This window comes from Mesorhizobium sp. M0659 (genome assembly GCF_040320605.1).
In the GTDB taxonomy this organism is placed as follows: Bacteria; Pseudomonadota; Alphaproteobacteria; order Rhizobiales; family Rhizobiaceae; genus Mesorhizobium.
On record NZ_JAMYPY010000011.1, the window covers coordinates 168987 to 191177 of the forward strand.

The 22191-nt window shown below is 62.2% G+C and carries 22 protein-coding genes; 12 read left to right on the forward strand and 10 right to left on the reverse strand.

Annotated elements, in window-relative coordinates:
- Positions 1–104 precede the first annotated feature (104 nt).
- The 6 genes from tesB to xth all read left to right on the forward strand — a co-directional run bounded on the left by tesB (position 105) and on the right by xth (position 7839).
- Entirely contained in the window at positions 105–980 is an 876-nt protein-coding gene (gene tesB, locus NKI31_RS19285; protein ID WP_023687727.1) for an acyl-CoA thioesterase II, read from the forward strand.
- Positions 981–1198: 218 nt separating this feature from the next.
- A complete protein-coding gene (locus tag NKI31_RS19290) occupies positions 1199–1537 on the forward strand; it encodes a P-II family nitrogen regulator (RefSeq protein WP_112396146.1) in 339 nt (112 codons plus the stop codon).
- Between the two features lie 13 nt (positions 1538–1550).
- Positions 1551–2999, forward strand: coding sequence for an ammonium transporter (locus NKI31_RS19295; protein WP_373420142.1), 1449 nt, complete (start codon positions 1551–1553; stop codon positions 2997–2999).
- A 345-nt stretch (positions 3000–3344) separates the two neighbouring features.
- Entirely contained in the window at positions 3345–6014 is a 2670-nt protein-coding gene (locus NKI31_RS19300) for a DNA translocase FtsK (RefSeq protein WP_352512776.1), read from the forward strand.
- 138 nt (positions 6015–6152) lie between these two features.
- On the forward strand, positions 6153–6833 hold the full coding sequence (locus tag NKI31_RS19305; protein ID WP_023683897.1) for an outer-membrane lipoprotein carrier protein LolA: 681 nt from the start codon (positions 6153–6155) through the stop codon (positions 6831–6833).
- Between the two features lie 199 nt (positions 6834–7032).
- A complete protein-coding gene (gene xth, locus NKI31_RS19310; RefSeq protein WP_023670495.1) occupies positions 7033–7839 on the forward strand; it encodes an exodeoxyribonuclease III in 807 nt (268 codons plus the stop codon).
- 159 nt (positions 7840–7998) lie between these two features.
- On the opposite strand, the gene NKI31_RS19315 is transcribed toward xth, so the two are convergent.
- Positions 7999–8454: a cyclic nucleotide-binding domain-containing protein gene (locus NKI31_RS19315; RefSeq protein WP_023670494.1), complete on the reverse strand. Its 456-nt coding sequence runs from the start codon at positions 8452–8454 to the stop codon at positions 7999–8001.
- Positions 8455–8631: 177 nt separating this feature from the next.
- Positions 8632–9315 carry a response regulator transcription factor gene (locus NKI31_RS19320; protein ID WP_023670493.1) on the reverse strand — a complete coding sequence of 228 codons (684 nt, stop codon included), beginning with the start codon at positions 9313–9315 and terminating at the stop codon, positions 8632–8634.
- 145 nt (positions 9316–9460) lie between these two features.
- On the opposite strand from NKI31_RS19320, the gene NKI31_RS19325 reads away from it, so the two are divergent.
- Complete coding sequence (locus NKI31_RS19325; protein WP_196813612.1) at positions 9461–9997, forward strand: L,D-transpeptidase family protein; 537 nt, start codon at positions 9461–9463, stop codon at positions 9995–9997.
- Between the two features lie 134 nt (positions 9998–10131).
- Here NKI31_RS19325 and NKI31_RS19330 read toward each other — a convergent pair whose 3' ends face one another.
- Complete coding sequence (locus NKI31_RS19330; RefSeq protein WP_023670491.1) at positions 10132–10371, reverse strand: hypothetical protein; 240 nt, start codon at positions 10369–10371, stop codon at positions 10132–10134.
- Between the two features lie 134 nt (positions 10372–10505).
- Here NKI31_RS19330 and gcvA point away from each other — a divergent pair, with 134 nt between their 5' ends.
- Positions 10506–11426, forward strand: a complete 921-nt coding sequence (gene gcvA, locus NKI31_RS19335; protein WP_023683901.1) for a transcriptional regulator GcvA — start codon at positions 10506–10508, stop codon at positions 11424–11426.
- 15 nt (positions 11427–11441) lie between these two features.
- Here the strand turns inward: gcvA and NKI31_RS19340 are convergent, their stop codons facing one another.
- The 4 genes from NKI31_RS19340 to NKI31_RS19355 form a co-directional block, all read right to left on the reverse strand.
- Positions 11442–11861, reverse strand: a complete 420-nt coding sequence (locus NKI31_RS19340; RefSeq protein ID WP_023698384.1) for a DUF1761 domain-containing protein — start codon at positions 11859–11861, stop codon at positions 11442–11444.
- A 102-nt stretch (positions 11862–11963) separates the two neighbouring features.
- On the reverse strand, positions 11964–12662 hold the full coding sequence (locus NKI31_RS19345) for a class I SAM-dependent methyltransferase (protein WP_352652346.1): 699 nt from the start codon (positions 12660–12662) through the stop codon (positions 11964–11966).
- Positions 12617–13042: an EVE domain-containing protein gene (locus tag NKI31_RS19350; protein WP_023683904.1), complete on the reverse strand. Its 426-nt coding sequence runs from the start codon at positions 13040–13042 to the stop codon at positions 12617–12619. Before NKI31_RS19350 ends, NKI31_RS19345 begins: the two co-directional genes overlap by 46 nt.
- 83 nt (positions 13043–13125) lie before the next feature.
- Positions 13126–13422, reverse strand: coding sequence for a YciI-like protein (locus tag NKI31_RS19355; RefSeq protein ID WP_023670486.1), 297 nt, complete (start codon positions 13420–13422; stop codon positions 13126–13128).
- Positions 13423–13797: 375 nt separating this feature from the next.
- Between NKI31_RS19355 and NKI31_RS19360 the strand changes: the two genes are divergently transcribed.
- The 3 genes from NKI31_RS19360 to NKI31_RS19370 are packed head-to-tail and all read left to right on the forward strand — an operon-like array spanning position 13798 to position 17145.
- On the forward strand, positions 13798–16020 hold the full coding sequence (locus NKI31_RS19360; protein ID WP_352652347.1) for a glycosyltransferase family 2 protein: 2223 nt from the start codon (positions 13798–13800) through the stop codon (positions 16018–16020).
- A 4-nt stretch (positions 16021–16024) separates the two neighbouring features.
- On the forward strand, positions 16025–16519 hold the full coding sequence (locus tag NKI31_RS19365; RefSeq protein ID WP_352652348.1) for a GtrA family protein: 495 nt from the start codon (positions 16025–16027) through the stop codon (positions 16517–16519).
- 2 nt (positions 16520–16521) lie between these two features.
- A complete protein-coding gene (locus NKI31_RS19370; protein ID WP_352652349.1) occupies positions 16522–17145 on the forward strand; it encodes a class I SAM-dependent methyltransferase in 624 nt (207 codons plus the stop codon).
- 54 nt (positions 17146–17199) lie between these two features.
- On the opposite strand, the gene NKI31_RS19375 is transcribed toward NKI31_RS19370, so the two are convergent.
- A complete protein-coding gene (locus NKI31_RS19375; RefSeq protein WP_352512763.1) occupies positions 17200–18048 on the reverse strand; it encodes a methyltransferase domain-containing protein in 849 nt (282 codons plus the stop codon).
- Between the two features lie 241 nt (positions 18049–18289).
- On the opposite strand from NKI31_RS19375, the gene NKI31_RS19380 reads away from it, so the two are divergent.
- Positions 18290–20056, forward strand: a complete 1767-nt coding sequence (locus NKI31_RS19380) for a DUF7056 domain-containing protein (RefSeq protein ID WP_023742146.1) — start codon at positions 18290–18292, stop codon at positions 20054–20056.
- On the opposite strand, the gene NKI31_RS19385 is transcribed toward NKI31_RS19380, so the two are convergent.
- Together NKI31_RS19385 and tsaD are read right to left on the reverse strand one after the other, a co-directional pair.
- Entirely contained in the window at positions 20053–21069 is a 1017-nt protein-coding gene (locus NKI31_RS19385) for an NAD(P)H-dependent glycerol-3-phosphate dehydrogenase (protein ID WP_352652350.1), read from the reverse strand. The genes NKI31_RS19380 and NKI31_RS19385 overlap by 4 nt on opposite strands.
- Positions 21066–22151 carry a tRNA (adenosine(37)-N6)-threonylcarbamoyltransferase complex transferase subunit TsaD gene (tsaD, locus tag NKI31_RS19390; RefSeq protein ID WP_196813717.1) on the reverse strand — a complete coding sequence of 362 codons (1086 nt, stop codon included), beginning with the start codon at positions 22149–22151 and terminating at the stop codon, positions 21066–21068. The genes NKI31_RS19385 and tsaD overlap by 4 nt, the downstream gene beginning before the upstream one ends.
- Between the last annotated feature and the right edge of the window lie 40 nt (positions 22152–22191).

The window sequence follows — 22191 nt, forward strand, 5'->3', positions numbered from 1 at the left end:
CTTTCGAAGTCTCGACCATCCCCGCCCACTGGGGCATTCCGGCCTTGACTGCCCGCCATTCCTGTCGGAAACCGCCATAGCATCTTACGGCGAGGTCACGAAGCATGACGGCGGCCATGGACGAGCTTCTCAGCATTCTCGACCTCGAGCAGCTGGAACACAATCTGTACCGTGGTCGCAGCCCCAAGCTCGACTGGCAGCGCGTTTTCGGCGGCCAGACCATCGCCCAGGCGCTGGTCGCCGCGCAGCGCACCGTCGAGCCCGAGCGCCACGTGCATTCGCTGCACGGCTATTTCATGCGGCCCGGCGACACCAAGGTGCCGATCGTCTACGAGGTCGACCGCATCCGCGATGGCGGCTCCTTCACCACGCGGCGCGTGGTGGCGATCCAGCACGGCCAGGCGATCTTTTCGCTGGAAGCCTCGTTCCAGCAGGACGAGGTTGGCCTTGAGCATCAGCTGCCGATGCCGCGCGACGTGCCGCCGCCCGACAGCCTGTTGTCGCAGCGCGAATTGCTGGGCAAGTTCGGCGAGGCGGTGCCGGACGGCATCAAGCGCTACTGGGAGCGTGACCGGCCGATCGAGATGAAGCCGGTGATGCTGAAGCATTACACCAGCCGCGAAAAGCTGGAGCCGCAGCAGAACATCTGGATCCGCACCACCGGCCCGGTGCCGGCCGACCGCGGCATCCAGGCGGCGGTGCTTGCCTACCTCTCCGACATGACGCTGCTCGACACCTCGACCTTTGCGCACGGCCGCGCCATTTTCGACCGCGACATCCAGGCGGCGAGCCTCGACCATGCGATGTGGTTCCATCGCAGCCATCCGCTCGATGACTGGATCCTGTACACGCAGGACAGCCCGTCGACGCAGGGGTCGCGCGGCTTCACCCGCGGCTCGCTGTTTGCCCGCGACGGCACGCTGATCGCCTCGGTTGCCCAGGAAGGCCTGATCCGGCTGAAGCGGCCGCCTGCGGAATAGGCATTTTCGAAAAATTGCCTACTTTTTAATCAGTGACTGTCCGTTGACAGTGCGCACCGTGGCGCCGGGACTCGAGCGATCCGTTTATTTACAATGAGTTAACACCCTGCTTCGGCAACTGGCACGGAGCTTGAATCCTGTTGGGCACTCTCCGGGCTTTTTGGGATCGGTGAAGGTGTGCAAACGCGGGGGACCGCAACAGCAAAGGGTGAAACCTTATGAAAATCGTGATGGCTATCATCAAGCCGTTCAAGCTCGACGAGGTGCGCGAAGCGCTCACCGCCGTCGGCATCCAGGGCCTGACCGTCACCGAAGTCAAAGGCTACGGGCGTCAGAAGGGACACACGGAAATCTATCGCGGGGCGGAATACGCGGTCAGTTTCCTGCCGAAAATCAAGATCGAAGTCGCGGTCAGCCTCGACCTGGTCGACAAGGCCGTCGAAGCCATTACGGCGGCGGCCAAGACCGGCCAGATCGGCGACGGCAAGATCTTCGTCTTCGGCATCGATCAGGCGGTGCGCATCCGTACCGGCGAAACAGACACCGACGCGCTTTGAGCGGCGAACACGTATTCCAATGGAGAGTTCAATGAACATACCTTCCACCTTGAAGTCAGTGGCGCGCTCCGCGCTGCTGGGCTCGTTAGCGCTCGGAGCATTGGGCACGGTTGCTGCCTTCGCGCAGGAGGCGGCTCCCGCCGTCGCCGCGGCGGCGCCAGCAGCGCCGGCGTTCACCGTCGACAAGGGCGACACCACGTGGATGATGATTTCCACCGTGCTGGTGCTGTTGATGACCATTCCCGGCCTTGCGCTTTTCTACGGCGGCCTGGTTCGCACCAAGAACATGTTGTCGGTGTTGATGCAGGTCTTCACCATCACCAGCGTGGTCATGATCATCTGGGTCTTCTACGGCTACAGCCTCGCCTTCACCCCGGGCAACGCCTTCGTCGGTGGGCTTTCGAAGATGTTTCTCTCCGGCGTCAATGTGTCGACGCTGTCGGAAACCTTCAGCAAGGGCGTCGCCATTCCTGAACTGGTGTTCGTCGTCTTCCAGATGACCTTCGCCTGCATCACGCCCGCCCTGATCGTCGGCGCATTCGCCGAACGCGTCAAATTCTCCGCCTTGATCCTTTTCGTTATCCTATGGGTGACGTTAATCTACTTCCCGATCGCGCACATGGTCTGGTTCTGGGGCGGCCCGAGCGCCTATGCCGACCCGTCCGGCCTGATCTTCAGCTTCGGCGCCATCGACTTCGCCGGCGGCACGGTCGTTCACATCAATGCGGGCATTGCCGGTCTCGTCGGCGCGCTGATGATCGGCAAGCGCATCGGCTACAAGAAGGACATCATGGCGCCGCACTCGATGACGCTGACCATGGTCGGCGCTTCATTGCTGTGGGTCGGCTGGTTCGGCTTCAACGCCGGTTCGAACCTCGAAGCGAACGCCTATGCGGTGCTGGCGATGATCAACACCTTCGTCGCCACGGCGGCGGCGGCAGTGGCCTGGATCGTGCTTGAATCGCTGCTGCGCGGCAAAGCCTCCATGCTCGGCGCTGTTTCGGGCGCGGTCACCGGCCTCGTCGCGATTACGCCGGCTGCAGGTTTTGCCGGCCCGATGGGCGCTATCGTGCTTGGCATCGTCGCCACCTTCGTCTGCTACTTCTTCGTCTCGGTGGTGAAGAACACGTTCGACTATGATGACAGCCTCGATGTCTTCGGCGTCCACTGCGTCGGTGGCATCATCGGTGCGCTAGGCACTGGCATTCTGGTCAATCCCGCCCTCGGCGGCGCCGGCATCGTCGACTATTCGACGGCCGACTTCGCCGCCGGCTATGCCGGCACGGCCACGCAGCTCCTGGCGCAGGGCAAAGGCGTCCTGGTAACCCTGCTGTGGTCGGGCATCGGCAGCGCAATCCTCTACAAGGTCGTCGACTTGATCATCGGTCTGCGTCCGACAGCCGACGCCGAGCGCGAAGGCCTCGACCTGACTTCGCATGGCGAAGCGGCCTACCACTCGTAAGCCTTGCGGGGCGGCCTCGGCCGCCCCGCATTCTCCCATCCCGTCGTGACGCTCCCGAAAGGAGTTCACGCTTTGAGGCCCGGGTCATTCCGGGCCTCTCTTTTTGGCAACCGTGCTGGCCGGCCTCGGTCCCTGCGCAATCACGTTCTAGTGATGGCCGCCGGCGGGGAGACGTCGACCGGATTGGTTCCGAACCGGTGAGACTGCCTACAGTGGAGTGAGCAAGATCGTGGCTCTGGGTGCGTATAGTTAATGCGGCCTTAACCTTCCCCCCGATAGTCTGACATCCGAATCTGCCGGAGTGCGTCATGCGCCCGGCCAGCCATGACAGACGGGGAACGAAGCATGCGTTCAGGGGCTTCAGCACCGCTCGCGCTGACCGATACGGGGCACGGCATCCAGGCATTCGCGCGGCGCCAGGTCGGGCGGCTGGTCGGCGCCGGCCTGTTTGCGCTGGTCGCCTTTGGCGTCGCGGCGCTGGCGACCTGGAACGTCGCCGATCCCAGCTTCTCGCACGCCACCGACAACATCGTCACCAACGCCATGGGCTATGCGGGCGCGGTATTCTCCGACCTCGCCATGCAGTTCTTCGGCCTTGCCGCGGTCGCCGCCCTGGTGCCGGCGGTGATCTGGGGCTTTCTCCTGTTTTCGGCGCGCGGCGTCGACAGGCTGCCGAAGCGCGGCCTTGCCTGGTTCGGCTTCGCGCTGCTCGCGGCGGCGATGGCCGGCTGCGTGGTGCCGCCCAAGACCTGGCCGTTGCCGACCGGCCTCGGCGGCGTGTTCGGCGACATGGTGCTCAATATTCCGGGCCTGGTCATTGGCGGCTACCCGACCGGCATCGTTGCCAGCGTCATTGCCATGGTGCTCATTGCGCCGGCGCTGTGGCTGTTTGCCTATGGCTCGGCGCTGATTGCGCGCAAGAACGGCTTTGCCGTCATGGAGCGCACCGCGGAGCCCGATCCCCGAGAGGACGACCTGCTCTTCGACGAAGACGACGACGAGGGCGACGAAGGGATACTGGCGCTCGGCGCCATTACCCATTGGTGGCTGTCTTTCCGCGCCTGGATGCATCGCCGGGCTGTGCGCCGCCAGCAGGAGCGCGACGAGTTCGAGCCGGAGATAGAGCAGCGCTCCACCGCATGGCGCCGCGCCGCCGAACGGGTCGAATCAGCGGAATTCGCCGAAGCGCGGATGAGCCCGGATGGCCGCGCCCGCGTCGAGCCGGAATTCTTCGCCGCCATGGTCAATGACCGCAGCGTTTCCGTCGATCCGGACGATGACGACGTCCTCGATGCCGGTTTCGACAATGGCGACGAGGAGGTCGAACTCGACGACGAGCCGGTCCCGCGCCGTGCCGCGCCGAACGCCAAGGTGCAAAACTTCCGGTCAGATGCGGCGACCCGCGTCGCCGCACCTGCGCCGCGTCCCGCTCCCGGCGCGCGCGTCCAGCGCGAGGCGCAGACCTCGCTGATCGGCTCGGAAACATTCGAAATGCCGTCGCTGCATTTCCTGTCGGAGCCGAAGAACGTGGTGCGCGACGCCAGCCTGTCCAAGGACGCGCTGGAGCAGAATGCGCGCCTGCTCGAAGGCGTTCTGGAGGATTTCGGCGTCAAGGGCGAGATTATCGCGGTACGGCCCGGCCCGGTAGTCACGCTCTATGAGTTGGAGCCGGCGCCCGGCATCAAATCGTCGCGCGTCATCGGCCTGTCCGACGACATCGCCCGCTCGATGAGCGCCATTGCCTGCCGCGTCGCCGTGGTGCCCGGCCGCAACGCCATCGGCATCGAATTGCCGAATGCCAAGCGCGAGACCGTCTATCTCCGGGAGATCCTGGCCAGCCGCGATTTCGAGACGACCAAGTCCAAGCTGGCGCTGGCGCTGGGCAAGACCATCAATGGCGAGGCGGTGATCGTCGACATCGCCAAGATGCCGCATGTGCTGGTCGCCGGCACCACCGGCTCCGGCAAGTCCGTCGCCATCAACACCATGATCCTGTCGCTGCTCTACAAGCTGACGCCGCAGGACTGCCGGCTGATCATGATCGACCCGAAGATGCTGGAACTTTCGGTCTATGACGGCATCCCGCACCTTCTGACGCCGGTGGTCACCGACCCGAAGAAGGCGGTGGTGGCGTTGAAATGGACCGTGCGCGAGATGGAGGACCGCTACCGCAAGATGTCCAAGGTCGGCGTGCGCAACATCGACGGCTTCAACGCGCGCGTGCAGTTGGCTGAAAAGAAGGGCGAAAAAATCTCGCGCACCGTGCAGACCGGCTTCGACCGCCAGACCGGCGAGGCGATCTACGAGACCGAGAACCTCGATCTCGAGCCAATGCCCTACATAGTGGTCATCATCGACGAGATGGCCGATTTGATGATGGTCGCCGGCAAGGACATCGAAGGCGCGGTGCAGCGCCTGGCACAAATGGCGCGCGCGGCCGGCATCCATGTCATCATGGCGACGCAGCGTCCGTCGGTCGACGTCATCACCGGCACCATCAAGGCCAATTTCCCGACCCGTATCTCCTTCCAGGTGACGTCGAAGATCGACAGCCGCACCATTCTGGGCGAGCAGGGCGCCGAGCAGCTGCTCGGCATGGGCGACATGCTGTACATGGCCGGCGGCGGCCGCATCCAGCGCGTGCACGGCCCGTTCGTCGCCGACGACGAGGTCGAGAAGATCGTCGCCCATCTGAAGCTGCAGGGCGTGCCCGAATATCTCGACGCCATCACCGAGGATGACGGCGAGGACGATGACGAGCCGTCGGGCAAGGGCGGCGCTGGCGGTGGCGGCAACAGCAATTTCGAGGATTCCGACGATCCCTACGACCAGGCGGTCTCGGTCGTGCTGCGCGACGGCAAGGCGTCGACCAGCTATATCCAGCGCCGGCTCGGCATCGGCTACAACCGCGCCGCCTCGATCATCGAGAAGATGGAGAAGGAAGGCATTGTCGGCCCGGCCAACCATGCCGGCAAACGCGAAATCCTGGTGCCGACCGAGGACGACAAGTTCTGATCAGCCGATACGGCCCGGCGGCAACCTTGAACCTTTTGGCGCGTTACAGCGACTGAGCGCTGTCCGGCCCGCCAAACTTAAGTCTAACTGGGGGTCCACGGACTGCAACGAGACACACACCACACGAGAGTGACCGGCATGAAAAACGATCTTTCCGCGATCAGCGATTTCGCTCCAAACCGTCGCCAGTTGCTCGGCCTTGGCCTGATGCTTGCCGGCGCCGCGGCCATCAACGTCGTGCCGGGGTTCCAGCTCTTGGCCTCGGCGCAGGCGGCGGTGCCGCCGACGGCGCAAAAGATCGCCGACCATTTCTCCTCGGTCAAATCGATGAGCGGCGAGTTCGTCCAGTTCGGCCCCAACAACCAGCAGACCGGCGGCAAGTTCTTCCTTGAGCGGCCAGGCAAGATTCGCTTCAACTATGACGGCAAGTCGAATTTCCGGGTGATTTCCGACGGCAAGTCGGTGGTCATCCTCAACAAGCGGCTGAAAACGTCTGATCTCTATCCGTTGTCGAAGACACCGCTGAAGCTGTTGCTCGACACCAAGATCGACCTCTCGGGCGGCCGCGTCAAATCGATCAAGGAAGAGAGCGACCTCACCACCATCCAGCTTGCCGACAAGTCGGTGTTCGGCAATTCGAAGATCACCATGATGTTCGATCCGAAATCCTATGATCTGCGCCAGTGGACCATCACCGACGCGCAGGGCAAGGACACCACGGTGATGATCTACAACACCAAGGAAGGCGTCAGCTTCCCTGCGGATACGTTCGCCATCGACTATACGGCGAACCGCGAGCTGAACACCAACCACCGCTAGATCCGGTCAGGCCGGCCTGCAAATGGCGATCTCCTGCGCTTCCGGCGCTCACGTGGTTTAAGTACGCTCCGCTCCGGTTCTCGGAGACCACCATTTTCGACTCGGCCTGACCCTGAATCAGGGCCGCCGCCCGCAAAGGCTGGCTTGTGTTTGTAGCGCTCGGCTGGCAGTAGATCGGCGATCTTGTTCGGATCGCCGCATGCCCTTCTCCATCGCCACCTGGAACATCAATTCCGTGCGCCTGCGCATGCCGATCGTCGAGCGGCTGCTGACGGAGCAGGCGCCCGATGTGCTTTGCCTGCAGGAGACGAAGGTTCCCGACGAGCTGTTTCCGGAAAAGGCGTTCCGCAAGGCCGGCTACGAGCACATCGCATTCCATGGCCAGAAGGGCTATCACGGCGTTGCGACGGTGGCGCGGCGGCCGATCGAGATTGTCGAGAAACGGCGCTTCTGCGAGATCGATGACAGCCGGCATCTGTCGGTCAAGGTGCAGGCCGGCGGCAAGGCAATCCTGGTCCACAATTTCTACGTGCCGGCCGGCGGCGACGAGCCCGATCCGGAGATCAACCGCAAGTTCCGCCACAAGCTCGATTTCGTTGCCGAGATGAACGCCATCCGCGCCGCGCATGACGAGGTGTCGGCCTCGATCCTGGTCGGCGATCTCAACATCGCTCCGCAGGAGCACGATGTCTGGTCGCACAAGCAATTGCTCAACGTCGTCAGCCACACGCCGGTCGAGACGCAAAATTTCGACGCGATGCGGATCGCCGGCGACTGGGTCGACCTGATGCGGCTCGACGTGCCGCCAGAGCAGAAGCTCTACACCTGGTGGAGCTATCGCGCGCGGGACTGGGAAGCCTCGAACCGCGGCCGCCGGCTCGACCATGTCTGGTCGTCACCGAACCTGGTGCCGAGCTTTGCCGGCTATGAGATCCTGCGAGAGGCGCGTGGCTGGGAGCGGCCCTCGGACCATGTGCCGGTGATTGCGCGGTTCGACCTGGATTAGGCGTGCCGATATTCAGGTGAGGCCGGCCTGCAATGGCCGATACCTGCGCTTCCGGTGCGTACTTTGAGTACGCTCCGCTCCGGTTCTCGGTATCAGCCATTTTCGACTCGGCCTGACCTGAATCTCGACACACCCAAGCGTGAGCGCGGTCGCGGGGACCTACCCGCCAAACCTTGGGGCCAACTTCTCGATGCGGGCGATCATGGCCTGAAAATCATCGAGGATTCGCTGGTGCAGTTTCACCGCCACTTCGGGGTATTCCTCCAGGATGCGGCGAAACATCTTGCGGCTCAACCTTATCACTTCCGAATCGGTCTCGGCCGAGGCGCTGGTCAGCCGTCTTGAGTCGGCGATCAGCGCCAGTTCGCTGAGGATCGTGCCGGGGCCGGCGGTGCCGATCGGGATGCGGTCGCCGTCATGCTCGCGGTAGAGCACGATGCGGCCACTGACCACGATATAGGCTGAGTCGGCTTCGTCATCCTCGCGGTACAGCTTGCGGTCGGCCTGCAGATGGGTGGCTTCGGCGCCGAAGGCGAGCAGGCGCAGCTGTTCCTGCGTGAAACCCTCAAAGAGCTTCACGGCGGACAGGATGCGGATGTCGTCATCCAGCGCCATCTCTAGCTGCGTCCCCGAACGGTCAGTCCAATCCCTCCCTTAGAGCGCCGCGCGTCCAATTGGACGCGCAAAGGACGCTCTAACACTTCAATCTGCGCAGCGGGCCGATCCAGGCTCCCCCAGCCGGATCCTCCCCGAAACAGTCCCGCCCCGACCGCTTATTGAACAATGAAAAGTTTAAGGAACCAGCTTGTAGCCGCCGCTTTCTGTCACAAGAATTTCAGCATTGGAAGGATCGCGCTCGATCTTCTGGCGCAGCCGGTAGACGTGAGTTTCCAGCGTGTGCGTGGTGACGCCGGAATTGTAGCCCCACACTTCCTCGAGCAGGACATCGCGCGTCACCACCTTCTGGTCGGCTCGATAGAGATATTTGATGATCGAGGCTTCCTTCTCGGTCAGCCGCACCTTGCCGCCGCGCTGGTCGATCAGAAGCTTCTGGCTGGGCTTGAACGTGTAGGGCCCGACCGAAAAGGTGGCGTCCTCGCTCTGCTCGTGCTGGCGCAGTTGTGCGCGTATGCGGGCGAGCAGCACGGCGAAGCGGAACGGCTTGGTGACATAGTCGTTGGCGCCGGCCTCGAGGCCCAGAATTGTGTCGGAATCGGTATCGTGGCCGGTCAGCATGATGATCGGCGCCTTGTAGCCGCCCTTGCGCAGGATCTTCACCGCCTCGCGGCCATCCATGTCCGGCAGCCCGACATCCATGATGAGCAGGTCGATGAGCCCGCCGCGCGCCGCGGCGACGCCTTTGGCGGCGGTCGCTTCCTGCAAGACGTCGAATTCTTCGTAAAGGGCCAGTTGCTCGACGAGGGTTCCGCGCAGGTCGTCATCGTCGTCAACGATCAGAATGGTACGTGATGTCATGGATCAATCCATTGTTTTGAAAAGAATTTTCAGTTGACCGCCCCCCATTTATGCGGAAGCTGACCGGCGCAACAGTCCGATCACAGTGATTTGTTCCGTGACACGATCATACAAGAAAAAACGCGATCGCAATGCAGCCGGCGCAATTTTGCCGAAAGGGCTGCGTGTGCTGGTGGTTCGGGCGAGGCCGGGCAACCCCAGCCAGGGGATATTGCAGGCCGGCAGCAAGGTGTTTGCCTGTGCGCTCGGACGCGGCGGTATCTCGGCCAATAAGCGCGAAGGCGACGGTGCGACGCCGCTTGGCGAGATGCGGATTTTGTCAGGATATTTTCGGGGCGATCATTTCGCGGCCGGCCGCAAAACCCGGCTGGCGATGGCGCCGATCGGCGCCGATCTCGGCTGGTGCGAGGTGCCGGACGACCGCAACTACAACCGGCCGGTGAAAATCCCTTATGGCGCCAGCCATGAGCGAATGCGGCGCGACGACCGCCTCTATGACGCCTGCCTGGTGCTCGACTGGAACATGGCGCCGCGCCGGCGCGGCCGCGGCAGCGCCATCTTCTTCCATCTGGCGCGCCCAGGCTTCACACCGACGCAAGGCTGCGTGGCGGTGACAGCGCGGACAATGGCGCGGCTGTTGCCGCTGGTGTCGGACCGGACGGTAGTGAGGGTGGTGAGGTAGGGAGTAGGGAGTAGGGAGTAGGGAGTAGGGAGTAGGGAGTAGGGAGTAGGGAGTAGGGAGTAGGGAGTAGGGAGTAGGATGGTCTCGGCGTCGTTTCAATCCTTCACTACTCACTACTCACTACTCACCATTGCCTAACGCCTTCTCGGCTTCTGCCACCCAGTGTCCAGCAATCCAAGCCGGCCGAGTTCCCGGTCCACGGCCCGCGTCACGTCCTTGCGCTGCGCGCCGACATCGCGCAGTTGGCGATCCGAAAGGTCCTCCACGTCCTGGCGCGGCAGGTTGATGGCGACTTTCGCCTGGCGAAGCCAGTCCGTTACGGCATGCAACCAGTTCGAGCGAGCTGCTGGCGAGTTCAAAACGAAGATGGACATGATGCGCTCCGTGTTCCGCCGGATATCAAATCCGGCTTGATGGTGTTTCGATGGATGCATCATGCCGCATTGAAATCCATAAGAGAAACGAGTAGTTCTTTTCGGATCGTCAAGTTTTATTTGAGGATACGGTGATGTCCCGTCTGTTGCCCGGAACGCGCGCGCTGAGGACTCTGGAAGCCGCCGCCCGCCACCTCAATTTCACCCGCGCTGCCGACGAGCTCGGGCTGACGCCGGCGGCGGTCAGCCACCAGATCAAGGAAATCGAGGATCAGCTCGGGCTGGTGCTGTTCACGCGAACCAGTCGTACCATCCGGTTGACCGAGGCAGGTACGGTGCTGTTCGAGGCCTCGATCGATGCGCTCGACCTGCTCAACCGGGCGGTGTCGCGGGCGCGCAAGCTGACGCGCGGCACGGCATTGCTGAAGGTGACGCTCGACGCGCAGTTCGCGTCAAAATGGCTGATGCGGCGCGTCGACGATTTTCGCAAACTTCAGCCCAGTATCGAACTGAGGTTCGACATCGGCTACGAAGTGCGCGATTTCGAACTCGACGACGTCGATGTCGGCATCCGGTTCGGGGTCGGCAAGTATCCGGGGCTTCGCGCCCATCGCCTGTTCGACAACATCCTCATTCCGGTGTGCAGCCCGAGCCTGCTGACCTCCGGCCCGCCGCTGCGCGAACCGCGCGACCTCTTCAACCACACGCTTGCCCATATCGAATGGTCGCGCCAAGGCGTGACATGGCCGAACTGGCGCATGTGGATGGCCGCGGCCGGCATCAACGATTTCGACGACAGCCGGACTATCGTGTTTGGAACCTCTACCGATGCCGTGCAGGCGGCGCTCGACGGCAATGCCGTGGCGCTCGCCGAGTTCGCTATGGTGGCAAACGACCTTTCCCAGGGAAGGCTGGTGCAGCCCTTTGAACTCGGTCTGCGCGTGGGGCCGGAGTTCGGCTACTTCCTGGTCTATCCCGAGAGCACTGCCAACGATCCGCGCATCATCGCTTTCCGTGAATGGATCCTCGACGAAGTCGCCAGGACGCAGACCTGATGACTTCTGCAGGCCTCAGCCGGCGACCGGCGTCCCGAACCAGCCGATCACCGCGCCGATGATCAACAGCACGCCGAGCCAGTGGCCGCCGTCGATGAGGGTCAGGTCCCAGCCGAAATTCTCATAGCGATGGTTGGCCGTCAGCGTCGTGGCGACGAAACCCAGCCAGAGGACGAAGCCGAAGACCAGCCCTGCGACAAGGACCGGCTCGCCGCCGGTCATCGCGCCGACGACCAAGGCTAAGACCAGCGCCATGATCAGCTCGGCGATGAAGGAGATGATGAAGGGCAATATCGATTTCTTTGACGTTGACGGATCGATCCTGGCCGCCCTCATCCAAGGCTTGCTGAGGGCCGTGTACCAGACGGCGCCAAACAGCCACGCCGCGACGGCCGCGACAACCACCGCCAGCCAGTTCACCACTGAAAAATCCATAAAGTCCTCCCCTCAAGCATGCCGCCCAAAGCCTGACGGTTCTGGGATAACAACATGCGTATTCTTCAAAATGCGCGATGGAACGCCTGTTCGGCAATGCCGTCAAGCGAAGCGCCACACCGTGGTGCGCTTGACCAGGGCGTCCTCCAGCGCCCGCGTCACTGCCACTTCGTAGACGGCGAGCGGCTCCAGTCCCGCCTTCGGCATGTAGGAGCGGCCCGGATCGCCGACGAGGATGTCAGCGCCGCGCGCCTTCAGTGTCGAAAACCACGGCATCAGCGTGTCGGCGAAGGATTTGTCGTAGAAGACGTCGCCGGCCAGCACCACGTCCCAGCCGGCGTCGGTGCCGATGCAGTCCGTGCCGCAAAAGTCGATGGCAACGCCATTGGCCTCTGCGTTGAGGCGGATCGCCGTTTCGCAGAACGGGTCGATGTCGGCGGCGATCACGTGCGCCGCACCCGCCTTGGCGGCGGCGATGGCGACAAGGCCGGAGCCGGAGGCGAAGTCGAGCACGCGTTTGCCCCGCACATCCGACGGATTGTCCAGCACGTAACGGGCAAGGCCCTGACCGCCGGCCCAGGCAAAGGCCCAGAACGGCGGCGGCAGGCCGATTTCGATCAGCTCGTGCTCCGTGCGCTGCCAGAGGTCATGCGCTTCGTCGGCCAGATTGAGGACAATCTCCGGCACATGCGGCGGCGACATAAGCGCCGTGTTGTCGAGAATGAACTTTTTCGCGCTGTTCGGCGTGAGGACCGTCACGGAGCCGGCGTCAGGCCGCCCATGCGGCAGACTTCCTTCCATTCGGCCGGCGTCACCGGCTGTACGGAAAGCCGGCCGAGCCGCACCAGCGCCATTTCGGCAAGCTTCGGATTGGCCTTGACCTGTTCCAGCGTCGGCGGGTTCGGCACATCCTTGAAGGCTCGAATGTCGACGCATTCCCAGCGCGGATCGTCGGTGGTGCTGTCGGGATGGGCAAGCCCGCAGACTTCGGCAATGCCGACGACGTTCAGCCCTTCATTGGAGTGATAGAAGAAGCCGAGATCGCCGATCTGCATCGCCTTCATGTTGTTGCGCGCTGCATAGTTGCGCACGCCGTCCCACTGCGTGCCGGCCTTGCCCTTGGCCTTCAGCGCCTCGAAGGAGAAGACCGAAGGTTCGGATTTGAACAGCCAGTAGTTCATGTCTTTGCTCCAACTACTTTGCGCAATTCCGGACGGAAAACCGTTACACACTTTTCCTGGGATCGCTCTAGGCGCCGCCGGAACTAACTAGCCGCCGGCTTGTTGAAGGTCCAGTTCCACTGGCGGATTTCGACACTTTCGAACAGCCCGGCCTTGGCATAGGGGTCGGCAGCCGACAGCGCCTGCGCACCGGCGAGATCGGGCGCTTCGACGACGACGAGGCTGCCGTTGGGCTTGCCTTCGGCGTCGAGGAACGGGCCGGCAAAGGCCAGTTTGTTGTCGGCGTTCAGGCCTTCGAGAAAGGCGACGTGGACCGGCCGCGTGTCGACCCGCACCTGCAGGCTGCCTGGCTTGTCCTTGCAAATCAACGCAAACAGCATTTTTAAAACTCCGTTTTGGATTGCGACAACAGCCCGCTTGAACTGCCGAAATCGCGGTTTTGCTTTTATGCCGGCTTCGGGTCAATGCCAAATGACGATCTCTCGACGCATTGAATCTCCGCTATGGGTCAAGCCTAGTTGACAGTCGTGGGTTGATGAAAGTCACAAACGCAACCCGCTTCGCCGAAAGAGTGGACGAACGCGACAGGCTGCGTCGCGCACCACAACAGCGCACCAGCTTTGCTTGCCGCCGCCTATAAATACGCTACCGAGTATTTCGTAAATTCAAAAATAATCAATTTTCGATACGCAACACTCCAGCAAGTCAATTGTGAAATGGGCTGGTCTGCTCAGAACGCCTGAATAGAGGACGCAATGGAGAGCATCGCGCGCAACACGACGGTTCGGATCGACGACGTCGCGCTTGCTTTCACGGCCGGCATGGGGACCGAGCGTGTTCTGGTCTCTGCAATCATTCCTTGCCTGAACGAGGAACTGACGCTCGGCATCTGCATTAGCAAAGCCTTCAATGCCTTCTCGATGCGCGGCATCAAGGGGGAAGTCGTCGTTGGTGACAATGGATCCGCGGACAAGTCGGTGGAGATTGCGCAAAAGCTGGGAGCGCGGGTCGTTCATCAGCCGGTAAAGGGCTATGGCGCGGCAATCAGTGCCGCGGTCGAAGCGGCCGAAGGCAAATATCTCATCATGGCGGATGCCGATGATTCCTACGATTGGAGCCAGCTCGGCGATTTCGTCGATGCGTTGGAACAGGGTGCGGAACTTGTGATGGGCGACCGGTTCGCCGGCGGGATCCAGCCGGGCGCCATGCCATCGTTGCATCGCTACCTCGGCAATCCTGTCCTTTCCACCATCGCTCGCTGTTTGCACAACTCTCCGGTCCGCGACTTCCATTGCGGCATGCGCGGTTTCACGCGCGAGGCATTTCTAAAAATCGGCGCGCGCTCGCCGGGAATGGAATTCGCCTCGGAAATGATCATCAATGCGCATCGCGCCGGGCTCGCCATTCGTGAAGTGCCGATCAAGCTCTACCCCGACAAGCGCAACCGCGCGCCGCATCTGCGTTCTTTCCGGGACGGCTGGCGGCATCTGCGGCTGATCATAGCCCATGCGCCGGATACGATGTATCTCGTGCCTGGGCTGACCTTGTTGATCGCCGGCATTGCCGGCCTTGCAGCGCTCGCTGCCGGGCCTGTTCGCATCGGCGGATGGTATTTCGGCATTCACTTCGTCGCGCTCTCGGCCATGGCGACGTTGATTGGCCTTTCAGCGATCCTGTTCGGTATGCTGGCAAAGGTGGCAATCGCCATCTACCACCCGGTCTACAGCGGTCGAATTGTGCCGTGGCTGGCGCGCGGTCGCCCTCTGGAATGGCTGGTTTTTTCCGGTGGTGTACTCGCGGCAGCCGGCTTCGCGGCGGACGTCTCACTCGCGCTGCATTGGATTTTTGTCGGCGGCCCCATGGAGCAATCGGTGCATCTGACCTTTGTAGTCACCACCATCTGCGTGGCCGGCATGTCCATGGTGCTGTCCGGCTTCGTGCTCAAATTGCTGCTTGATACATTGAGTAGCAGACGTGATTCTAGCCCTCCAGCAGCCTTGCCGGCGGAAATTCAAGCGGCAAACGGCGCGGCCGAAAAGCCTTTTCTGTCGGTCGTCATGCCGGTCCATGACGGGGCGGCATGGATTGGGGCAACACTTGACTCGCTTGCTGCAGAGCCGACCGACGGCCTGGAGATAATCATTATCGACAGCAGCCCGACAAACGCCACTTCCGCCATTGTCGAGCGATTTCTCCACCGGCCGGCCTTCCGGCTGCTGCGGCGAAAAGATCTTGCGCCCTGGCAGTCGAAGACCAATCTGGGCGTTGAGCTGGCCGCCGCCGACTATGTCTGCATACTCCACCAAGACGACCTTTGGTTGCCCGGGCGCATAGAGGCCACGCGACGCTGGCTCGAGGACCTGCCCGAAGCAGCGCTTCACTTGGCCCCGACTGCGATCGTCGACCGCCACGGCCGGCGAATGGGATGCTGGAACTGTCCCTTGCCGAGCGACAAGGTGCTCGAATCCGACTTCTTGCTGGAACGGCTTCTCGTACAGAATTTCGTGTCCGTGCCTGCTCCGATATTTCGTCGGAATGCGTGGCTGGCATGCGGGGGTATGGATGAGAGGCTCTGGTATACGGCTGATTGGGATATATGGGCGAAGCTCGCCGTTGCCGGACCCGTCATTTATCACCAGGAGATAACCACGGCCTTCCGGGTTCATGGCGATTCGCTGACCGTAACCGGATCGCGCGATGCGAACGAATTCCGTTCGCAAATGCAGACTGTCCTGGAGCGCCATTTGGACCGGCTTTCGGCGCGCAGCCGGCGCCGGATCGAATCTGCTGCTCGGGCATCGATCAGCGTTAATGTGTCGCTGGCGGCTGCGTCAGCCGGCGACTTGAAGGCCTTGCTTCGAGCCGCTCGTATTATGCTGTCGCTCGGGCCGACGGGATTGAGGCGCTATTTGCGCGATTCGCGGCTGCGTGAGCGTGTCATGTGCCGGCTTCGCGCGAAACTGACAGGAGCTTTCTGAGGCAATGTCCAGCTCTGTCAGGATCGCCGACATCCCAGTGGACCAGAGCGAAAGACCGCTTCTGGAACGGGGATGGCGGTACATTGTGGTGGGAGCGATATGCGCAATTGCGCACAATGTCATCATGATTACGGTCGATCAGCTGGGCAGGCACTACCTGCTGGGCATCATGATTTCATTCCTGGCGGTGACGCCGACCGGCTACGCTCTGCACAGCTGGTTCACCTTCGGCAAACCGCTGCGCTTCAAGGCATTTGCGCGTTTTGCGGCAGGCGTGGCTGCGGCCTACCCGATCTCGGTAGCCATGATGGTGCTTCTCTGTTCCTGGCTTGGCCTTGGTGTTGCGATTGCGTCTCCGATCGCCACCGTCGCATTGCTCATCTGGAACGTTGTCGTTGCGCACCTGGCGATCTTGTCACGGTTCAATCTGCGGCCCGCCACCGCGCCGACGGCATCGTCTCGCCCAACCACACAGCAATTTGCGGGAAACGAGGAATAAGAATGTTACCGCCAGGTCAGATCATACGCAGGGCTCTTGGCCGCCATTTCAAGCCGGTCGGAGACGTCTACCGTCGTGTTTTCGTCAATCTCAATGTAATCGCGGATTTTCTCGATCGCGAATTGCCGAACGGCGCGAAGGTTTTGGATATCGGCGGCGGTGATGGAGCGCTTGTCGACCGGCTGCTGGATCGGCGCCCCGACCTGACGGTTACGATGTGCGATCTCGCCCCTTCGATCGGTGCGTTTCTAAGCAACGCAAATCGGGCAAAGGTCAAACTTCTGCCCGCGGCGGACCTTTCCAGCGTGCAAGGGTCTTACGATGTCGTCACGATTTCCGACGTCATTCATCATGTACCGGTCGATGGGCGCGACGCGTTCTTCAAATCGCTGGCCGCCGGTTGCGAACGCTGGGCCTGCCGGAAGATCATCTTGAAGGACATCGAGCCTGGTGGAATACGCGCCACCTTGTCGCTTCTTGCGGACCGGCACATTACCGGCGACAAGCATGCCGTCTTGTTTTCGCGTTCGGACTTCGCGGCCATGGCAAAGCGGCATTTCCCGACGGCAAAGAGAGCATCGGCATCACCGGACCGGCCGAATTATTGTGAACTGCTCAGCTGGTAGCAGATGGGTGGATCCCGGCGTGTCACGAGGCGGTAAGCGCGGATCAACGACACGCTATTTGGTCGCGATGGTGCTGAGCATGCTGGCGATCCGGTGACTCTCCGGGCGATCGACCAGAAATTTATCGATAAACTTCAACGGGAATGTCAGCGTCAGGATTGCGGCTTTCGCTATCATGTAGCGGGTTCGGTTCTCTCGACCGATAACGACGCCGATATATTCCGAAAGGATGTTGACGATCGCGCTTGTCGGCCCTTGATGCGTCTGGACCTCTACCCTTGCGAACCGCTGGAGAAGCTGCTCGATCCCGTCCTTTGTGAAGTTGCAGTAGTGGGCGGGATAGCCGTGATAGGGGAACAGGAAAGGGTTGATGCAGAGCAGCTTCCCACCCGGCTTCAGGACACGGAACACTTCATCGACGACCGCTACCGGATTGGGAACATGCTCGATCACGCTGTCCAGAATGACGACGTCGACGGAATCGCTCGCAAGCGGCGTGTGCTCGATATTCGCGACCAGATCGACGTTCGGGGTGGGGAACAGGTCAATGTTGAGAACATCGGGGCGGACGCGCCGTGCGCCGGAGCCGAACTCAACGATCATTGAGTCCTGAGGTATCGAGGCAAGAAACGAATTCAGCGTGTCGTGCGGTGAATATTCGCTGGTGATGACCTGCTTGAGCGAATTGTAGAGACGGGCGCGCGTACTGGTACCGGCATACGCCTCTTCATGGAAGCTCGCGTCGAAGCCCTCCCTCACCGGCGACTCGACAAAGAACGGAATCCCTTTGTGCACGGGATAGGGGGCAGGGCAAGATTCGCAGGTCAGGGCAACCGGGCTTGTGCCAAGCCTGGAATAGCAGACTGGGCAGACGAGGCCCGATGCCATCTTGGGTTGTAGCACGCGATGTCCTTTCAAGCCTCCGCATTGTCGCAGAGGCAGGTTGCCGTGTCTGAACGTAACGCTTCTTAGCAAGCAAAAGGCTAACAGCGGCTAAAGTCCGCTGCGTATAGACAGGCTGGAGCGGAGCGCTGCAAGAATCCGAAGCGCGACGGCTTCAGTTCCGCACAGTGTCGGAAAATTAACCGCGGTGGAACCATGCTTCGCCAAGCGGAGCTGCCGGCCTCGAAGTTGTTGTCTGAAGATGAAGGGCGTTGCGCCCAGCGAGGCAGCACGCCTGGCGTTGGTCTGCCTGGGCACGATCGAGGGGGTTGTCTTGAATACGCAGGAGCCGGGACCAAACAAGCTGTTCGCACTCGGGCAGCGCCCAACAACAACTTTTCTGCATATCCTGATCGCACTCAAGATCATCTTGCTGTTCGTTCTGGCTTGGAACATCCGCTTCGTCATGGATGAATTCGTCCAACTCGGATGGGCGAAATATTTCTCCAACGGCCTGTTCGATACGATCTGGCATCCCAAGGCGGTCGGCTATGCGGCTTTTTATGAGATTGCTCATCTGATCGGCTGGAATGCCACGTCGATTCTGCTTGCTGGCCGGATGCAGACTGCGTTGCTGGCCTGCGGGACGATCTCTTTGATCTACGCATGCGCTCGCGCTCTGGGCGAGGATCGCGTGCGCGCTTTGACGATCGTCCTCGTTCTCCTGTGCTTTTCGAATTTCATGGAGCGCATCTTTCGTACCATCGCCGAACCGCCGGCAGTGTTCTTCGCCGTGGCGGCGTTGCTGGTTGTCCTGCGCGCACCTGGGTTGAGGGCAAGGCAGCTTGTTGTCGCCGGCATGCTAAGTGGCCTTGCCTTCGTCATCACTCAGAAATCGGTCTACTTCAACGTTGCGCTCGGCATCGGCCTTGTTGCTGACGCAGCCTTGATGAGACGCTACGCAACAGGGGCGGTTCGCGGAGGGTGGCTCGTGCTTGGATGGGCCGTTCCGATAATGGTCTATTGCTTGATCTTCGGTGGAGGCGCCCCTGTTCTCGCGGCCAAAAACCTTATACTTGGCCCGGTCGAGATTGCGACGCGTGGAGGCGGTGACTACGGGGGACTGAGGCAGTTCGTGTTACAGACACTGGCGCGGAACGCCCTTCTTTACGGGATCTGTTTCTCCGGTATGGCCCTGTCACTGATGCGGATCATGAAACTCGATGGTCGAAGGCGAATTGCGCTGATCTTTTCACTCGTCATCACGGTGCTGGTATTCACGCACGACCAGCCCTGGCCTTATGTCTTCATCATGGCGTTGCCGTTCGTTGCGCTCTGGTCGTTGGAGCTTCTCGACAGCACCGCAACCCACGCGCGCTACCGGGTTCCTGTCCTCGCGGTGCTGATCACAGCCATCGCCATGAGCTACGCGAGCAATGTCGTTTACCTACGCCTCAACAATCAGACCCAGCTTGAACTGGTCTCGCGCGCGGAATCTTTGCTCGCACCGGATGAGAAGTATTTCGACGGCATCGCCATGCTGCCCAATCGACAGGAGCCCTCCACACTCTGGCTCGACCAGCATTATGTCTTGAAAACATTGCAGGAAGGCAGGCAATCGGAAGCCTACAAAGTTCTCTCGGATTCCCCGCCCAAGATGGTCCTCTGGTCATATCGCATGGATTTAATCGATACCGTGATCGCGCCTCTCATCCGCGACAGCTACGTCCAGATCGCTCCCAACGTCAGAATGGCTGGTCGTCGCCTCTATTCCGGTCGTCCGGTCGTTTTCAAGGTGCCTGTCGCCGGACGATACAGCCTGTACACGACCAGCGGGGAGCTTGCAGACGGCGAGGTCGAGATAAACGGCACCTCGCATTCTTCGCCCCTATCCTTGGAGGCAGGTACCAGCGACGTTGTCCTGCGCAACGGTCCAGCCGAGGCACTGCTGCTGCCGGAAGGTCACTATGAAAACCGCATCGTGCCTGGCGGGGACAATACCGAGCTGTTCACGGGAGTTTACAATTAAATACCGGTTTCGGTCTTCAGCGGCCGGGTCATCAATGCCGTGACAGCCTGCCGAATGGTGATCGTGCCGTCCAGTATCGCCGACACCGTAGCGATGATCGGCGCGTCGATGTCGCGCTCGGTGGCGATGCGGGCGGCGATCGCCGCCGTCGGCACGCCTTCGGCGAGCGGCAGTCCGGACAAGGGCTTACCTTGCCCCAGCGCCAGCCCATAGGCGAAATTGCGCGACTGGGCCGAAGAGCAGGTGAGCAAAAGGTCGCCGAGGCCGGAAAGCCCCATCAGCGTCTCCGGCTTGGCGCCGAAGGACGCCCCGATGCGGCGCAGTTCGACGAAGCCGCGTGTCACCATGGCGGCCTGCGCGCTGGCGCCGAGCCCAGCGCCGGTGACGGCGCCAGCGGCAATGGCGAAGACATTCTTCAAAGCGCCACCAATCTCGACGCCGATCAAATCGTCGCTGGAATAGCAGCGCAGATTCTGCGCCGAAAAGCGCGCGGCAAGCTCGGCCGCCAAGGCGTCGTCGGGGGAAGCAACCACGACAGCGGTCGGCAGACCCCTGGCCACATCGGCGGCAAAGCTCGGACCGGACAAGGCCGAAACCGGAGTTTCGGGCAGGATCTCACCAACGATCGCCGACAGCAGCGCGCCGGTGTCGCGCTCGATGCCTTTGGCGCAGAGAACCAGCGGGATGCCTTTCGGCATATGGGGCTTTGCCGTCGTCAGCATGGCGCGCAGCGCCTGCGCCGGCGCCACGGCCAGCGCGCAATCGGCATCGGTCAGGGCCGTGCCGATATCGCTCGTCGCCGCAATGCCTGTTTCAATGGCGATGCCGGGGAGATAACGCGGGTTCTCGCCGCGGCGGATCGCGGAAACCGTCTCTTCGTCGCGGGCGTAGAGCCGGACATCGTGACCGGCGCGTAGCATCGCCAGCGCCAGCGCCGTGCCCCAGGCGCCGCCGCCAAGCACGGCAACGCGCCAGCCGGTCTTGTCCCTGCCGCTTGTCTTGCCGGCGCTCATGCTTTCGCTCCACGCCGGCCGGAGCCGACCATCGGGGCCGAAATGCTGTCCAGCGGCCAGCGCGAACGCGGCACGAAATCGAAGCCGTTCTCTTGAGACAGGCCTGCCCGCAACCGCTCGATGCCGGCCCAGGCGATCATCGCCGCGTTGTCGGTGCACAGTTTGAGCGGCGGCGCGACAAAGGCGAAGCCGGCCTCGGCGCACTGCTTCTGCAGCGTCGCCTTGATCGCTCTGTTGGCGGCGACGCCACCGGCAACGACCAGCGCCGGCTCGGCCTTGTCCGGAAATTCGTCGCGGAAGCGGGCCAGCGCGCGGGCCACGCGGTCGCCAAGTGCGTCGGCTACCGCCGCCTGGAACGAGGCGCAGATGTCGGCGACATCCTGCTCGCTTAGCGGCTGGATGGCGGTCGCCGCCTGGCGCACGGCGGTCTTGAGGCCGGAGAAGGAGAAATCGGGCTGCGCCGAGCCCCTCATCGGCCGCGGAAAGGCAAAGCGCGTCGCATCGCCCGACATTGCCGCCTTTTCGACGTTCGGGCCGCCGGGATAGGGCAGGCCGAGCATTTTGGCCGTCTTGTCGAAAGCTTCGCCGAGCGCATCGTCGATGGTCGTCGCCCAGCGCTGGTAGTCGCCGACGCCGCGCACGGCGACGATCTGGGTGTGGCCGCCGGAAACCAGCAGCAGCAAATAGGGAAAGTCGAGCCCGTCGGTCAGCCTTGCGGTCAGTGCGTGGCCTTCGAGATGGTTGATGGCGATCAGCGGCTTGCCGGCGGCCGCTGCAATCGCCTTGGCCGTCATCAGGCCGACGATCAGCCCGCCGACCAGGCCGGGGCCCGCAGTGGCGGCAATGGCGTCGATGTCGGCCAGGGCTACGCCCGAATCCGCAAGAGCGGCCTCGACAATGCCGTCCAGCGCCTCGACATGGGCGCGCGCGGCGATCTCCGGCACGACGCCGCCGAAGGCGGCGTGCTCCTCGATCTGGCTGAGCACGATGTTGGACGCAATCACCGGCACGGAATCGCCGTCCAGCGTCACCACGCTGGCGGCGGTCTCGTCGCAACTCGTCTCAATGCCCAGAACGCGGATCAATTCGTCGCTGTCTCCAGAGATTGTGTCGCCGGACTTT

Coding starts and splice junctions, on each gene's coding strand:
- tesB (WP_023687727.1), top strand. CDS start 105: ATGACGGCGGCCATGGACGAGCTTCTCAGCATTCTCGACCTCGAGCAG.
- NKI31_RS19290 (WP_112396146.1), top strand. CDS start 1,199: ATGAAAATCGTGATGGCTATCATCAAGCCGTTCAAGCTCGACGAGGTG.
- NKI31_RS19300 (WP_352512776.1), top strand. CDS start 3,345: ATGCGTTCAGGGGCTTCAGCACCGCTCGCGCTGACCGATACGGGGCAC.
- NKI31_RS19305 (WP_023683897.1), top strand. CDS start 6,153: ATGAAAAACGATCTTTCCGCGATCAGCGATTTCGCTCCAAACCGTCGC.
- xth (WP_023670495.1), top strand. CDS start 7,033: ATGCCCTTCTCCATCGCCACCTGGAACATCAATTCCGTGCGCCTGCGC.
- NKI31_RS19315 (WP_023670494.1), bottom strand. CDS start 8,454: ATGGCGCTGGATGACGACATCCGCATCCTGTCCGCCGTGAAGCTCTTT.
- NKI31_RS19320 (WP_023670493.1), bottom strand. CDS start 9,315: ATGACATCACGTACCATTCTGATCGTTGACGACGATGACGACCTGCGC.
- NKI31_RS19330 (WP_023670491.1), bottom strand. CDS start 10,371: ATGTCCATCTTCGTTTTGAACTCGCCAGCAGCTCGCTCGAACTGGTTG.
- gcvA (WP_023683901.1), top strand. CDS start 10,506: ATGTCCCGTCTGTTGCCCGGAACGCGCGCGCTGAGGACTCTGGAAGCC.
- NKI31_RS19340 (WP_023698384.1), bottom strand. CDS start 11,861: ATGGATTTTTCAGTGGTGAACTGGCTGGCGGTGGTTGTCGCGGCCGTC.
- NKI31_RS19345 (WP_352652346.1), bottom strand. CDS start 12,662: ATGGAAGGAAGTCTGCCGCATGGGCGGCCTGACGCCGGCTCCGTGACG.
- NKI31_RS19350 (WP_023683904.1), bottom strand. CDS start 13,042: ATGAACTACTGGCTGTTCAAATCCGAACCTTCGGTCTTCTCCTTCGAG.
- NKI31_RS19355 (WP_023670486.1), bottom strand. CDS start 13,422: ATGCTGTTTGCGTTGATTTGCAAGGACAAGCCAGGCAGCCTGCAGGTG.
- NKI31_RS19360 (WP_352652347.1), top strand. CDS start 13,798: ATGGAGAGCATCGCGCGCAACACGACGGTTCGGATCGACGACGTCGCG.
- NKI31_RS19365 (WP_352652348.1), top strand. CDS start 16,025: ATGTCCAGCTCTGTCAGGATCGCCGACATCCCAGTGGACCAGAGCGAA.
- NKI31_RS19370 (WP_352652349.1), top strand. CDS start 16,522: ATGTTACCGCCAGGTCAGATCATACGCAGGGCTCTTGGCCGCCATTTC.
- NKI31_RS19380 (WP_023742146.1), top strand. CDS start 18,290: ATGAAGGGCGTTGCGCCCAGCGAGGCAGCACGCCTGGCGTTGGTCTGC.
- NKI31_RS19385 (WP_352652350.1), bottom strand. CDS start 21,069: ATGAGCGCCGGCAAGACAAGCGGCAGGGACAAGACCGGCTGGCGCGTT.